Here is a 13623-nt window from a genome sequence, read left to right as displayed (position 1 = left end):
ACGCCCAGGACGACGCAGCGGTTCCGAGCATAGACCGCCTGCTCAAGCAGCGCCGTGCCATCAGGCTGGCTTGTCGATCGGCTCGATGTTGACGCCGACGCTCAGCCCGAGGAACGAACCTGTCCCCCCGGTGAAACTGCCGGAGACCGGCGAGGCATCCTCGGGCACGCGTGCGACGGCGACGCGCAGAAGCTGCCTGTCGGCGACGAGATCGTTGGTCGGGTCGAACTCCACCCAGCCATCGCCGGGGATGAAGACATCGGCCCAGGCATGGGTCAGGCCGATGCTGGAGACCAGCCCGGCCGCGTCGGGCGAGCGGTCGTGGATATAGCCCGTCACGAAACGCGAGGCGAAGCCCATGCGCCGGGCAAGCTCGATGAAGAGCCAGGCATAATCGCGGCAGGAGCCGGCCAGTTGGCGCAGCGTATCGGCGGGATGCTGCGTGCCTTCGTCGAAGCGCACCGCATAACTCAGCCCGGCATAGAGCGCATGGGCGAGGTCGCGCAGCAGATGCCCCGAACCATGGCCGATGCGGGCGCGAAAATCCGCCAGCCATTGGTCGAGCAGGCCGTCAGGATCGGCTGCAGCGAGATCGAGATAGGGCTGGAGCACGGCGCGCTCCGCTTCGCTGTAGACCACACCGGTCACGGCTACGGAATTCTCGATCTCGGTGCGCAGCAGGGCCGAACCGAAGCGCTGGATCACCAGTTCGCTGACGATGTCGAGCGTATTGGCCGGAGCGTCGAAATTCGCGACCGCGACCGAATTGCCATAGGCGTCGTGCATCCAGCGCAGCCGCGCTCGCGGAGCGATCGACAAGGCCGTGTCGACCACCCGCAGATCGAAGGAATCGCGCGGGCGCAGCATCAGCCGATGCGGCCCGAATTGCACCGGAGCGGCATAACGATAGGTGGTGGCGTGGCGGATACGCAGATACATCGTGTTCCCAAGAGCCTTTCCGCGTTTCTCCGAATCGCGAAAATACTCTATCTCCTTGTTTTATCGCATTTTCTTCACGCGAACCGGTGTCCACTTCGCTCGAAAATGCTCTTGAGCATTGCGCGAACAGGTGGGTTCCGGTTTTTCGCGGGAGCAATGCTCTAAACTTTTAGAATCGATCACGTCGCATTCGGACGATGCCGTCCGAATGCGACGTGATCTGGCGGCCCAATCTGCACCAGCACCCGCGACGACCAAAAAACAAGCCGCCCGGAGGCGGCTCGAAGTGCATCGCGCGAGGGAGCGCTGGGTTGTCAACGTGCAACCCTGAAAACGGTTCCTCCCCCGCGAACATAAATCTAATCAGCGGATAACCACCTTTGGGCCGCTCTCCAGCATGGCCTGCTGCGAGGTGGCGATGGCGCGCTTGGTACGATCGACGACCTTCTGGCCGGGGTTCACGGCGGCGAAAAGGATATCGGTCGGCTGGATATCGGTCGGTTCATGGCGCTGGATCTTGGCCTGCGCGACCGTGCTCGAGCTCTGGTCGTCGGGGCGCTGCCAATCCGCACCCATCGTCAGGCTGGCGACGGCCACGCCCATGAGGCCGAAGAACAGGCCAGCGCGTTTGATGGGGGCAAGGCTGTCATTCAACATCTGTCTCTCCCAACGCCACAACCAGCCACCATCAGCCGGTTTATGCAGGAGTTAACGCAAGGATCGCCTCACAGTTCCATTTCGGTACGATCGGGGATCGAACCGGCGGTCACGTCGACGTGACCGCCTCCACTCAGGCCGCGTCGTCATTGGCGGAGCTGCGGCTGCGGAACAGCCGCCAGAGCGACTTCACAAGTCGCCGCGAGCTCAGGCGAGCGCCGGCGAGGCGCTTCTCCAGCGTGATCTTGCGGTCGTGAAACTCCTCGAGTCCGATCCGATGGCCGACGCTGATCACCGTCGCATGGGCGAGTTCGCCCTCGAACAGGTCCAGCAGGGAGTTCTGGCTGTCCTCGTCGAGCGCCGAGGTCGCCTCGTCCATGATGACGATGTCGGGCTTCTGGATGAGGAGGCGGGTGAAGGCGACGCGCTGACGCTCGCCGCCGGAGAGGATCTGATCCCATTTGTCCTCGTCATCGAGGCGCTTGGCGAGATAAGCCAGCCCGCAGCGCTTCATGGCGGCGATGACGACATCGTCTGGAACCGCCATATCCGCTTGCGGGTAGAGCAGCACGGTGCGGAAGCTGCCCATCGGCAGATAGGGCTTCTGCGGCACGAAGGCGATCGACTTGCCACGCGGCATCTCGATCCTTCCCGAACCCCAGGGCCACAACCCCGCCAAAGCGCGGATCAGCGTGCTCTTGCCGGAGCCGCTTTCGCCAACGATCAGCACTTTCTCGCCCAATTCGATCACCACCGAGGCATCGGCGATCACCACGCGGCCATTGCTGTGGGCGATCGAGAGATTCTCGATATGGATCGCGCCGTCCTCGCTCTCGCCGAGGTCGATCTGGGTTTCACCTTCCATGATCGTGCCGATATCGAGCGCCTCCAACGCCTCCTGGAGCTCGTCGACGCGGGCCACGGAGGCGAACCACTCGGCCAGCCGCACGATATTGTCGACGAACCAGATCAGCGCCGCTTGCACGGCGCTGAAGGCTGCGACGACCTGCATCACGGCACCCAGCGTGACCTCGCCGGAAAGATATTTCGGCGCGATCAGCAGCAGCGGCACGATCGGAAACAGCGCGCCATTGGTGTTGAGCACCAGCGCGATGACGCCTTGCCGGCGGATGACGCCCAGCCAGGCCGCGACGACGCGGCCGTAATTCTCGCCGACGGAGGTCCGTTCGTCGGCGTCGCCGCGGATCAGCGCGATGCTCTCGGCGTTCTCGCGCAGCCTTGTCATCTCGGCGCGAAACTGCGCCTCCGCTTCGTTCTTCGCCGAGATGCGGCCGACCAGCGGCCGGCCGGCAACATAGGCGGCGAGCGAGGCGATGATCGCATAAAGGATCGCCGCGATCGCCATATAGCTCGGGATCACGATGTCCGCGCCGCCGAGCACGACGCGGGCCGAGCCTGCGACATGCCAGAGGATAGCGGCGAAGGTGGCGGCAGTGACGGCCGCGCTGATCAGGCCGATCGCGAATTCGACAAGCGGCTCGATGGCAAGGCGGACATCCTCCGCGATACGATATTCCGGCGCGCTCTGCTCCTTGGCGGTGAACTGCATCCGGTAATAGCGCTGGTCGGCGATCCACCAACCGGCGATGCGACGCGTCAGATTTTCACGCCAGCGCATCTGCAGCAGCATGCGGCTGACCACCAGCGCCGACAGCGTCAACGCCGAGACCGCAACGAGCAGCGGCAGCCAGGCGACCGTGCTCCAGACCGCCGCGACATCGCGCTTTTCGAGAGCGTCGAAGAACAACCGGTTCCAGGCATTGATTCCGACGGCGGTCGCGATCTGTGCCGCGACGAAGACGAGCACCAGGATTGTCAGCCCCCAGGCGCGCAGCCGTCTTTTGCCTGTCCAGAATTTCAATGCCGTTGCGAAGAAACGGCGCATACGCGAGCGTTGCGGGACACTCGGCGTGTCGGACATGCAGCGGCCACTCCAGAATCGTCACGGCACCATGACGGACGCTGATTTTAGAACGTCCCGCCGCAGCGCAAGTTCCCCTGCCACCCCATGTATGCTGCGCCGCACAAGGCGGGAACGCGTGCGAGACGGGAGACGGGAACAAGTGATGGGATGCCGGGTTATCCTGTCCGGCCAAACGCGCACGCCAGCCAGACGCGCATGCCGGCAGCCATTGCGAGAGCGGATCGATCAGACACGATGGCGACAAGCGCGAATCAGAGCCGCATCGGCGTGCCCTGCCTGGCCTGTCCGCTCCGGCTCAAGCCGGCCTTCAAGGACAAGACCGACGACGAGGTGCGCTTCATCCAGGCGATGAAGATGGAGCATCGCCTGCTGCCGGCCGGCGCCGACATCATCCAACCCGGACAGGAGGACGCGGCGCTCTACACGCTCTTCTCCGGCTGGGCGTTCCGCTACAAATCCCTGCCCGACGGCCGACGCCAGATCCTGAACTTCCTTTTGCCGGGAGATCTCGTCGGCCTGCAGGCCTCGCTGCTGAGCGCCGCTCAGCACGGCATCGAGGCCCTGACCGAGGTCGAGCTCTGCGCCTTTCCGCGCAAGCGGGTCTGGGATCTGTTCGTGCGGATGCCGAGCCTGTCCTATGAGATCGCCTGGCTCGGCTCACGCGAGGAGAGCCTGATCGACGAGAACCTGACCTCTGTCGGCCAGCGCAATGCCGCCGAGCGCATCGCGGCGCTGCTGATCTCGCTCCACCGCCGCGCCGACGCGCTTGGCCTGGTGAGCGAGAACAGCTTCCGGTTTCCGCTCTCGCAGCAACAGCTCGCCGACGCACTCGGATTATCGCTCGTCCACACCAGCAAGACATGGGCGAAGCTGCGCCGGGCCGGCCTTTTTTCGGTCTCGGGCGGGCGATTGACCCTGCTCAATCCGCGCCTGACCGCCCGCATGGTCTCGCTTTTCGAACGGGAGCTCGAGCCGAGACCGCTGATCTGAGGGCGCCTCCTGCCTCAATGAGCAGCAGATCTTCGTGCCCTCAAGGCTCTTGAACCCTATATGTCAGGCAGGTAACGTCATTATTTCGTCATGGTTGCCGCATGTTGCGTCAGCACTAGGGGTCAAATGTCTCAAACTCTCCAGCCTCGTCGCCCGCGCACCGGCTCACTAGCTGCAAGGCTAGGGCAGTCGAGCATGGCCGTGCGCATCGAGGATGAGGTGCGCGTGACCGCTGCCGACCTCGTCGACAGCATGGCCGAGGCGCGCCTGAGGGTCGCCGCCGTCCGCTACAAGGTCGAGGGCGAGGTCCGCCAGAAGGCCGAGAAGTTCAAGACCCATGTTTCCAGGGTTGCCGGCGAGGCCAAATCGAAGCTGAGCGACGAAGCCCGTTTCATCAAGTCGTGGATCGACGATCCTGGCCGCACCGGCTCCGTGACGCCGTCCAGCCCGTTCCTGGCACGGCGCATGGCGTCCTTCGTCGACCCCGCCATTCCCGGGCCGGTGATCGAGATCGGTCCCGGCACCGGGCCGGTGACCGAGGCGCTGATCGAACGCGGCATCAGCGAGGAACGGCTCATCCTGGTCGAGTACAGCCCGGAATTCTGCGCGCTGCTGCGCCAGCGCTTTCCCCGCGCGACCGTGGTCGAGGGCGACGCCTATGCGCTTTCGACGACGCTGGCAGGCCATCTCCAGGAGAAGGCGATCGCCGTCGTCTCCAGCCTGCCCCTGTTCAATCGCCCACCGGCGATGCGCAGCGCGCTCGCCAAGGACGCCTTCACCTTGCTGGTCGAGGGCGCACCCCTGATCCAGTTCACCTATTCGGTGATCTCGCCCGTGCCCCGCAAGGGCTCCGGGCTGAAGGCCTTTGCCTCGGATTGGGTCTTGCGCAATATCCCGCCCGCGCGCGTCTGGGTCTATCGCCAGGGGGCGTAGGGCTTCGACATAGGGCTTGGACGTAGGGCTTGGGAGGCGGCCTTCCCGACGATCTGACCGCTCGGACATAATCGCGCGCTTCATTGCATCCGCGCAATCGTGACATCGCGCTCGGCGGTCTTGGCGTCGCGGGGGCAACGGCATAGCTTTCGCCTCAGTTGCTCCCAACCGTCCTGATCCGACCGAGGCCGTCATGTCCGCACCCAAGATTCTCGTTTTCTCCGGCTCGTCGCGCCCCGGCTCGCTCAATGCGAAGCTCGCGGCCCTGGCGGCAAAGAAGCTCACGGCGGCGGGAGCGCAGGTCACGCTGATCTCGCTCGCCGATTACCCCTTGCCGCTGGTCGATGCGACCGGATTCGGCCACGCGCCGCAGCCGGCCCATGATCTGCGTGCGCAGATCGACGCCCATACCGGCCTGTTCATCGCCAGCCCGGAATATAATGCGGGCTATGCGCCGGCGCTGAAGAATGCGCTGGACTGGACGAGCGTCGCCAAGCCCGGAGCGCCCGCAACCGGCCTCGCCGGCAAGGTCGTGGCGCTCGGCGGCGCCTCGCCGGGCGCGCTCGGCGCCTATCGCGGTCTGACGCAGTTGCGCACCGTGCTGGAGCTGGGTTTCGGCGCGCTGCTGATCCCCGAAATGGTCGCGGTCGGCGGCGCCGACAAGGCCTTTGGCGAGGATGGCGAGATCACCGACGCTCGCACCAGCGGCTTCCTCGACGCGGCTCTGGAGCGATTGGTCAAGCTGTCCAGCCAGACGGCCTGAGCTCGACCCTCGTCACTGCAACTCGCAAGGCCCTTTCGCGGGCGAGAGCCGCCAGAGCATGTCGTCGGGCTTGCTCGGAATCTTGACGGCCTTGTCCGCGATCTCCTCGGCATCATAGGGGTTGGGGTTGGCGACGATGCCGTCGTTCCTGACGTCAAGCGTGCCGCCGGGGCCGGCGTCGATGCGCCAGGACCCGGCCTCCCATTCCGGCTGGCAGCGCAGGCCCTTGCCATTTGGCCGGCAGAAGCCGCCGAGCTGATAGTCATAGCCTGTCGCCGCATTGCGCCGGCGCAGGTTGATGTAGAACTGGACATAGCTGCCGCCTGGCTCCGGCGGCGCGGCATCGGGCAGGTGAACCAGCCGGATGCTCGCCACGCGCTGCCCCGGATGCGCCTTGAGATGGGCTGCGTCGTAGTCCCGCTCCCAGCAAGCAGCCTGTTTCGGCGGCAGCTCACGTTCGAGCGGGCGCGCCGAGGCGGGCAAAGTGAGACAAAAGCCCAGCATCAGGGCAGGGATCGCGGCCATCCGCATCGCATCGGCTCCCAGCGGTCTATTCTCCCAGGCCGAAGATCACGACAGATTCGGGCGCGGCGCAACGGCTTTCATCCGAGGCGCGCTTGACCCACCAGGATCACTCGGGCTTGTTGCGCCGGGACGGGCTGCAAGGTCGGACTGCAAGACCGGCGGGGTGGAAAGCTTGACGGACATAACCCGACTGGTCCGCGATATCGCCCAGGACATGGCAGCAGCCGAGGACCGCGGTGCGGTCGCGACCTATATTCCGCCTCTGGCGACGATCGACCCCAGCCGCTTCGGGCTCTGCATCGTCACGGCGGATGGCGCGGTCCATGCCGCCGGCGACGCCGAGCAGGCCTTCTCGATCCAGAGCGTCTCGAAGGTGTTCGCGCTGACGCAAGCGCTCGGCAAGGTCGGCGACACGCTCTGGCGTCGCGTCGGCCGCGAGCCCTCCGGCACGCCCTTCAACTCGATCGTCCAACTCGAGCGCGAGCAGGGCATTCCGCGCAACCCCTTCATCAATGCGGGCGCGCTGGTCGTCGCCGACATCAACCTCGCCGGCCATGAGCCGCGCGTGGCGATCGGCGAATTGCTGCGCTTCGTGCGCTATCTCGCCGATGACGACGCGATCACCATCGACGAGGCGGTGGCGCGCGCCGAACAGGCAACCGGATTCCGCAATGTCGCTCTCGCCAACTATATGAAGGCCTTCGGCAACATCCAGCACGCGCCGGAGCTGACGCTCGGCGTCTATTTCCACCAATGCGCCATCGCGATGACGTGCCGGCAGCTCGCCATGGCCGGGCGTTATCTGATGCATGGCGGGCTGTATCGGCCCGGCGGCGCGCGCGTCGTCTCGGCCCAGCGGGCGCGCCGCATCAACGCGCTGATGCTGACCTGTGGCCATTACGACGCCTCGGGCGACTTCGCCTTCCGCGTCGGATTGCCGGGGAAATCGGGTGTCGGCGGCGGAATTCTGGCAATCGCGCCCGGCAAGGCCTCGATCGCGGTCTGGTCGCCCGGGCTGAACGCCAATGGCAATTCCAAGCTGGGCACGCTGGCGCTGGAGCGCGTGGCCGAAGCGACGGGCTGGTCGGTTTTCAGCGCGGCGTAGAGCCGTTGCTCAATACTTGATCCGTGAAACCGCCCGGAGTTCGTCTGCGGTGGCCGCCGGAAATCCGAAGAACTCCAGATAGGCCGGGATCTGCTCGAACAGCATGTCGGTGCCGATCTGGAAGGCGCAACCACGGGCGCGGGCCGCCGCCAGGAAGGGCGTGATCTCCTGCTTCATCACGACCTCACCGACAAAGGCCGAGGGCGCGATACGCTCGACATCGAGCGGCAGCGGATCGCCCTCCTTCATGCCGAGCGGCGTCGCATTGACGACGATGTCGTAGCCGGCGGGGTCGTTGGAGCCGACCGAGACCTTGAGCTTGGGATAATGGGCGCGCAGGCGCTCGCCCAGCCCTCCCGCCATCGGGGTGTAGGCGTCGAACAGGGCAAGCTCGGCGACGCCGGCCTTGGCCAGCGAGGCCGCGATGGCGGAGCCGACGCCGCCCGCGCCGACCACGAGCGCGCGCGCCCCCAGCAGCGTGCGGCCCTTGCGCAGGACGCCGCGCACAAAACCTTCGCCATCGAACATGTCGCCGATAAGCGACCCATCGGGACCAAGGCGGATCGCGTTGCAGGCGCCCGCGACCTTTGCCGTCGTCATGACCTCGTCAAGGAGCGCGATCGTCGCAACCTTGTGCGGCATGGTGACGAGCGCGCCATGAATATTGGAGAGCCTGAACAGCGGCTTGAGAAAGGCGGCATAATCCTGCGCCTTGCAGCCCATCGGCACGACGACGGCATCGATGCCGTGCTGCTCGAAATAGGGATTGTAGATCATCGGCGCCTTGAAGGACTCGGTCGGGTAACCGAGATGGGCGATGAGCTTGGTCGTGCCGCGTATCATGGCGAACAGGCTTTCATGGTCTTGCTTGGCCGATTCTCATCCCGTGATCGTCACGGCCGCGCCCGAGCGTGCGCTCTGGCCGATCGCGTCCAGGGTCAGGGCGATGTCGATGGATTCAGCGGGCGTCGCGCCGGTCCACTGCGCGACGCCTTGGGTCACGAGGCGCTGGAAGGATTCGGCTTCGGCCAGGAAGCCGTTACCGGGCGCGACCTCGACGATCTCCGGGACAGCCGCGATGGTCGTGCCGCGCCGCAGCGTGAGGATCGGTGGGCCGCCGGCCGGAGGATGGTTGAGATAGCTGGTCTCGATCGTCCCGGCATCGCCGGCGATCAGGGCATTGCGGTGATAGGCCGTAGCGAAGCTGCAGGAAATCTGCGCCAGCGCGCCGCTCGGGAATTCCAATGACGCCACGACGCTGAGATCGACGCCGGTCTCGCTCCAACGGGCCATGGCGCTGACGCGCTCGGGCCGCTCGCCCGCGGCCAGCAGCGCCAGGCTGACGGCATAGCTGCCGGCATCGAGCAGCGCGCCACCGCCGACCTCCGGCTTCAGGCGGATATTGCTCGGATCGGAAAAGGCGACGCCGAAGCTGGAGCGGATCAATTGGACCTTGCCGATCGCGCCTTCCGCCAGCAATTCGCGCAGCTTCAGGGTCTGCGGCTGGGCGCGATAGGGATAGGCCTCGACGAGGTGGCGCCCGAGCCGCGTTGCGGCTGCGAACATGGCACGCGCCTCGGCCGCCGTCATCGCCAACGGCTTTTCGCAGAGCACATGCTTGCCCGCTTCCATGGCGCGGATCGACCATTCCGCATGGAGCGAATTCGGCAGCGGATTATAGATCGCGTCGATTTCCGGATCCGCCAGCAGGGCCTCATAGGAGCCGTGCGACCGCGGGATCCCGCATTCCTGCGCGAAGCGCTGCGCCTTGCCGGCATCGCGGCTCGCGACAGCCACGACCGTCACGGTCTTTGAAGGCGCAACCCCGCTGGTGAAGGCGCGCGCGATGTTCGCCGCGCCCAGGACGCCGATGCGCAGCGGCCGCGATCCCGTGTCATCCATGATGCATCTCCTCGAAGAGGTTGAGTTGTCCGGCCGCGAGAGCCAGATGCTTCAGTCGATCGCGACCCTAGAGCAGGATGCGAAAAAGTGGGCACCGGTTTTTCGCATCAATCCTGCTCTAACTCTTTGATGAGAGACGGATTCAGATTTCAGATGGGATCACTTTGTGACCCCATCTGAAATCATCCGGCTCTCGCGCCCGTCGCGGCATGTTCGGCATGGCGCTTGCCGATCAGGCCGCCTTCTCGTCGATCAATCGCGCGACCCGCCGCAAGGCGAGCGTGTAACCCTGCGTGCCGAAGCCGGCGATGACGCCGTCGGCCCGCAGCGAGACATAGGAATGGTGCCGGAAGGCCTCGCGCTTATGAACATTGGAGATGTGCACCTCGACGACCGGCGCCTCGAAGGTGTTGAGCGCATCGAGGATCGCCACCGAGGTGTGGGTGAAGGCCGCCGGATTGATGACGATGCCGCCAGCCTCCTCCCGCGCCGCGTGAATCCAGTCGATGATCTCGTATTCGCGGTTGCTCTGGTGGAAGCGGAGGTCGAGCTTCAATTCGCCGGCAAGCTTGCGGCATTCGGCTTCGACATCGGCCAATGTGACATGGCCGTAGATATGCGGCTGGCGCTTTCCGAGCAGGTTGAGGTTGGGTCCGTTCAGGACATAGACGAGGCGGCTCATCATCGGCTCCGGTCGCTGGCGCGCAAGATTCTAAACGTTGAGAGCATTGCTTATGCGAAAAACCGGTACCCACTTTTTCGCGCAAGGCTCTAATGCCCACGCAGGATCTCGCCGAGAAACTGCTTGGTGCGGACGTGGCTGGGCTTGCTGAAGAAGATTTCGGGCGGGGCCTCCTCGACGATCTCGCCTGAAGCCATGAAGATGACGCGGTCGGCGACCTGTCGAGCGAAACCCATCTCATGGGTGACGCAGATCATGGTCATGCCCTCCTCGGCGAGCGCGACCATGGTGTCGAGCACCTCCTTGACCATCTCGGGATCGAGCGCCGAGGTCGGTTCGTCGAAGAGCATCACCTTGGGCCCCATGCAGAGCGCGCGTGCGATCGCGACGCGCTGCTGCTGGCCCCCGGACAGCTGGGCCGGGTATTTGTCGGCCTGCTCGAGGATCTTGACCCGGTCGAGCAGGCGGCGCGCCGTGGCTTCGGCTTCCTTCCGGCTCTGGCGCAGCGTGCGCATCGGGGCGAGCGTGCAGTTCTGCATCACGGTCAGATGCGGAAACAGGTTGAAGTTCTGGAAGACCATGCCGACCTCGCGCCGGACGGCATCGATCGTGCTGGAATCATCGCCGAGCGCGATGCCGCCGACGCGGATGGCGCCCTTCTCATAGGCTTCGAGATGGTTGATGCAGCGGATCAGGGTCGATTTACCCGAGCCCGACGGCCCGCACAGAACGATCTTCTCGCCTGCGCGGACCGAGAGATTGATGCCGGTCAGGGCCTTGAACCCGCCATACCATTTCTCGACGCTCTCCATCACGATCATGGGCGTGTCCGTGGTGGCGGGCGCGGTCGTGGCATGGCTGGTCATGACTGAGGGCTCCGGCTGCTGGAGGGGGCGTCAGCTGACGACGAAGGAGACGCCTTCGAGGCTGGCGGGGAAGTTCGGCAGCGGCACCTTCATCCATTTCGCGTAGATCTTCGCGAGCTCGCCATTGCCCACGATCTTGTCGATGAAGGCGTTCGCCGCCGCGTTGATCTCCTTCTCGCCGAGCCGCGTGCAGGCACCGTTGTAGAGCCGCGTGAATTCGAGCTTGTCTTCGAAACCATCGGGCTTCTGCGCATTGAGGCGCTGGACATAGAACATGTTGCCGCCCACGGCCTGGACCTGGCCCGAAAGCAGCGACTGGATGGTCGCAGCATCGTCGTCGAAGCGGCGGATCGTGGTGCCTTCGGGAGCATTCTTGGTGATCTGCGCGTCCTGGACGCTGGCGCGCGGCACGCCGATGACGAGCTTGCCCATGTCGGCATTGGTCTTCACCACGGTCGCCTTCGGCGCGACCAGCGTGATGTAGTTCGCGACATAGGGCTTGGAGAACTGCACCGCCTTGGCGCGCTCCGGCAGCATCGCCATGGTCGCGAACAGGATGTCGACGCGGCCGGCGGTCAGCGCGGGAATGCGGTTGGCCACGGCAAGCGGCACGAATTCGACGGCGACGCCGAGCTCCTTGGCGAAGAGCTCGCCGACATCGGCGTCAAAACCTTCCTGCTTGCCGCTGGTGTTGACGAAGCCGAAGGGCGGATTATCGCCCTGGATGCCAATGACGAGCTTGCCCTTGCTCTTGATCTCGGCCGGCGTGATCGCCAGCGCGGGCCGGGTCAGCAGGGCGGGCGCGGCAACGGCAACCGAAGCGCCGAGCAGCAGGTGACGGCGGTTCAGCGTCGCGCGGGTCAGATCAGTCATGGTCTTTACTCCCTGGGTTGGCTTCTTGTTGGGGCAGGCATGTTGAGTCAGGCATTGGCAGAGCGTTGTGCCGGCCGCCTCACCGCGTCGCCGTGGCGAGGCGGCGTTCGAGCCAGGCGCCGTAGAGCGACAGTGGCCAGCACATGGCGAAGTAGAGGGCGCCGACGACGCCGAAGACGAGCAGGGGCTGGAAAATCTGGTTCGAGACGATGCTGCCGGCGCGCGCCAGCTCGGTGAAGCCGACGATGGCTGCCAGCGAGGTGCCCTTGATCAATTGCACCAGGAAGCCGATCGTCGCCGGCAGCGAAATGCGGATCGCCTGGGGCAGGATGACGTCCTTCATCCGCGAGACGTAATTCAGGCTCAGCGCCTTGGCGGCCTCGGTCTGGCCGCGCGGCACGGCCTCGATCGAGCCGCGCCAGATCTCGCCGAGATAGGCGCTGGCATGCAGCGTGAAGCCGATCGCGACCGCGACCCAGGCGTCGAGCTTCAGCCCGACAAGTGCCAGCCCGTAATAGACCACGAAAAGCTGCATCAGCAGCGGCGTGCCCTGGAACAGGCCGATGTAGCCCGCTGCGACGCGCTCCAGCGGGGCGATGCCCGAGGTCCGCGCCAGCGCGACGATGAGGCCGGCAACGCCTCCGCCGACGAAGCCGATGGCCGACAGGGCCAGCGTCCATTTCAGGCCGGCGAGGAGGAAGAGGAATTCGTTGAGACCCATCACGCCCTCCCTCACTTGACCGGATAGCTGAGATAGCGCGACTGGATCAGCCCGAAGATCCGCATCAGCAGCCAGGACATGACGAGGTAGAACAGCGTCACCGCGCCATAGACCTCGAAGCTGCGGAAGCTGTCGGATTCGATCCTCTGGGCGACCGAGGTCAGTTCATAGGCCGCGATCGCCGAGGCTACGCTCGTGGTCAGGGTCAGCAGGATGAACTGGCTGGTGAGCGAGGGGTAGATCGCACGCAGCGCCGGCTTCAGCACGATGAGGCGGAAGACCTGGGTCTTGTGCAGGCCGAGCGCGAGACCGGCCTCGATCTGCCCCTTGCCGATCGATTGCACGCCGCCGCGGATGATCTCGATCGCATAGGCGCCGCCATTGATGCCGAGCGCGATGATCGCCGTCGGCGTCGGATCGAGCCGGATGCCGGCGAGCGGCAAGGCGAAATAGATGAAATAGATCTGGACAAGAAAGGGGGTGTTGCGGATCAGCTCGACGAAGGCGATGACGAGCCAGCGCACCTGCCTGATGCCGGAATCGCGCAGCACCACGCCGCCGATCCCGATGATGATCGCGAGGATCATGCCGCCCAGAGCCAATCCGAGCGTGCCGAGACAGGCCGCCAGCAGGCTGGGCAGCCCGTCGATGACGGGCAAGAAGTCGAGCGTGTAGTTCACGGCGTTTTCCCTGGAGCGGCCAACCTTCTGAACGGGTCGGTC

15 protein-coding genes are annotated in these 13623 nt (G+C 65.2%); 4 read left to right on the top strand and 11 right to left on the bottom strand.

The window, feature by feature from the left end:
• Window positions 1-60: 60 nt before the first annotated feature.
• The 3 genes from BHK69_RS05765 to BHK69_RS05755 form a co-directional block, all read right to left on the bottom strand.
• Complete coding sequence (locus BHK69_RS05765; protein WP_069689265.1) at window positions 61-939, bottom strand: transglutaminase family protein; 879 nt, start codon at window positions 937-939, stop codon at window positions 61-63.
• Between the two features lie 363 nt (window positions 940-1302).
• Window positions 1303-1596 carry a hypothetical protein gene (locus tag BHK69_RS05760; protein WP_069689264.1) on the bottom strand — a complete coding sequence of 98 codons (294 nt, stop codon included), beginning with the start codon at window positions 1594-1596 and terminating at the stop codon, window positions 1303-1305.
• Window positions 1597-1729: 133 nt separating this feature from the next.
• Window positions 1730-3538, bottom strand: coding sequence for an ABC transporter ATP-binding protein/permease (locus BHK69_RS05755; protein ID WP_083269142.1), 1809 nt, complete (start codon window positions 3536-3538; stop codon window positions 1730-1732).
• A 237-nt stretch (window positions 3539-3775) separates the two neighbouring features.
• On the opposite strand from BHK69_RS05755, the gene BHK69_RS05750 reads away from it, so the two are divergent.
• The 3 genes from BHK69_RS05750 (at window position 3776) to BHK69_RS05740 (ending at window position 6227) form a co-directional block, all read left to right on the top strand.
• Window positions 3776-4531, top strand: a complete 756-nt coding sequence (locus BHK69_RS05750) for a Crp/Fnr family transcriptional regulator (protein WP_069689262.1) — start codon at window positions 3776-3778, stop codon at window positions 4529-4531.
• Between the two features lie 195 nt (window positions 4532-4726).
• Window positions 4727-5464, top strand: a complete 738-nt coding sequence (locus BHK69_RS05745) for a class I SAM-dependent methyltransferase (RefSeq protein WP_244548412.1) — start codon at window positions 4727-4729, stop codon at window positions 5462-5464.
• 193 nt (window positions 5465-5657) lie between these two features.
• Window positions 5658-6227: an NADPH-dependent FMN reductase gene (locus BHK69_RS05740; protein ID WP_069689261.1), complete on the top strand. Its 570-nt coding sequence runs from the start codon at window positions 5658-5660 to the stop codon at window positions 6225-6227.
• 12 nt (window positions 6228-6239) lie between these two features.
• Here BHK69_RS05740 and BHK69_RS05735 read toward each other — a convergent pair whose 3' ends face one another.
• Window positions 6240-6752: a hypothetical protein gene (locus tag BHK69_RS05735; RefSeq protein WP_069689260.1), complete on the bottom strand. Its 513-nt coding sequence runs from the start codon at window positions 6750-6752 to the stop codon at window positions 6240-6242.
• Window positions 6753-6966: 214 nt separating this feature from the next.
• Between BHK69_RS05735 and BHK69_RS05730 the strand changes: the two genes are divergently transcribed.
• The gene (locus BHK69_RS05730; RefSeq protein WP_069693409.1) at window positions 6967-7857 is read left to right on the top strand and encodes a glutaminase; all 891 of its coding nucleotides are present in this window, start codon (window positions 6967-6969) and stop codon (window positions 7855-7857) included.
• A 9-nt stretch (window positions 7858-7866) separates the two neighbouring features.
• Here BHK69_RS05730 and BHK69_RS05725 read toward each other — a convergent pair whose 3' ends face one another.
• From BHK69_RS05725 to BHK69_RS05695, 7 genes are all read right to left on the bottom strand, one after another.
• Window positions 7867-8700, bottom strand: coding sequence for a shikimate dehydrogenase family protein (locus BHK69_RS05725; RefSeq protein WP_069689259.1), 834 nt, complete (start codon window positions 8698-8700; stop codon window positions 7867-7869).
• A gap of 36 nt (window positions 8701-8736) precedes the next feature.
• The gene (locus tag BHK69_RS05720) at window positions 8737-9759 is read right to left on the bottom strand and encodes a Gfo/Idh/MocA family protein (RefSeq protein WP_069689258.1); all 1023 of its coding nucleotides are present in this window, start codon (window positions 9757-9759) and stop codon (window positions 8737-8739) included.
• Window positions 9760-9991: 232 nt separating this feature from the next.
• Window positions 9992-10441: a type II 3-dehydroquinate dehydratase gene (aroQ, locus tag BHK69_RS05715; protein WP_069693408.1), complete on the bottom strand. Its 450-nt coding sequence runs from the start codon at window positions 10439-10441 to the stop codon at window positions 9992-9994.
• Between the two features lie 89 nt (window positions 10442-10530).
• Window positions 10531-11262, bottom strand: a complete 732-nt coding sequence (locus BHK69_RS05710) for an amino acid ABC transporter ATP-binding protein (protein WP_148663642.1) — start codon at window positions 11260-11262, stop codon at window positions 10531-10533.
• A 75-nt stretch (window positions 11263-11337) separates the two neighbouring features.
• Window positions 11338-12180 (bottom strand): transporter substrate-binding domain-containing protein, encoded by an 843-nt coding sequence (locus BHK69_RS05705; RefSeq protein ID WP_425285549.1) that lies wholly within the window; start codon window positions 12178-12180, stop codon window positions 11338-11340.
• Between the two features lie 79 nt (window positions 12181-12259).
• A complete protein-coding gene (locus BHK69_RS05700; RefSeq protein ID WP_069689256.1) occupies window positions 12260-12901 on the bottom strand; it encodes an amino acid ABC transporter permease in 642 nt (213 codons plus the stop codon).
• A gap of 11 nt (window positions 12902-12912) precedes the next feature.
• A complete protein-coding gene (locus BHK69_RS05695) occupies window positions 12913-13581 on the bottom strand; it encodes an amino acid ABC transporter permease (RefSeq protein ID WP_069689255.1) in 669 nt (222 codons plus the stop codon).
• Window positions 13582-13623 lie beyond the last annotated feature (42 nt).

Origin of the sequence: Bosea vaviloviae, from assembly GCF_001741865.1 — a bacterium.
Taxonomy (GTDB): Bacteria; Pseudomonadota; Alphaproteobacteria; order Rhizobiales; family Beijerinckiaceae; genus Allobosea; species Allobosea vaviloviae.
This window is presented reverse-complemented; position numbering and strand designations above follow the sequence as displayed.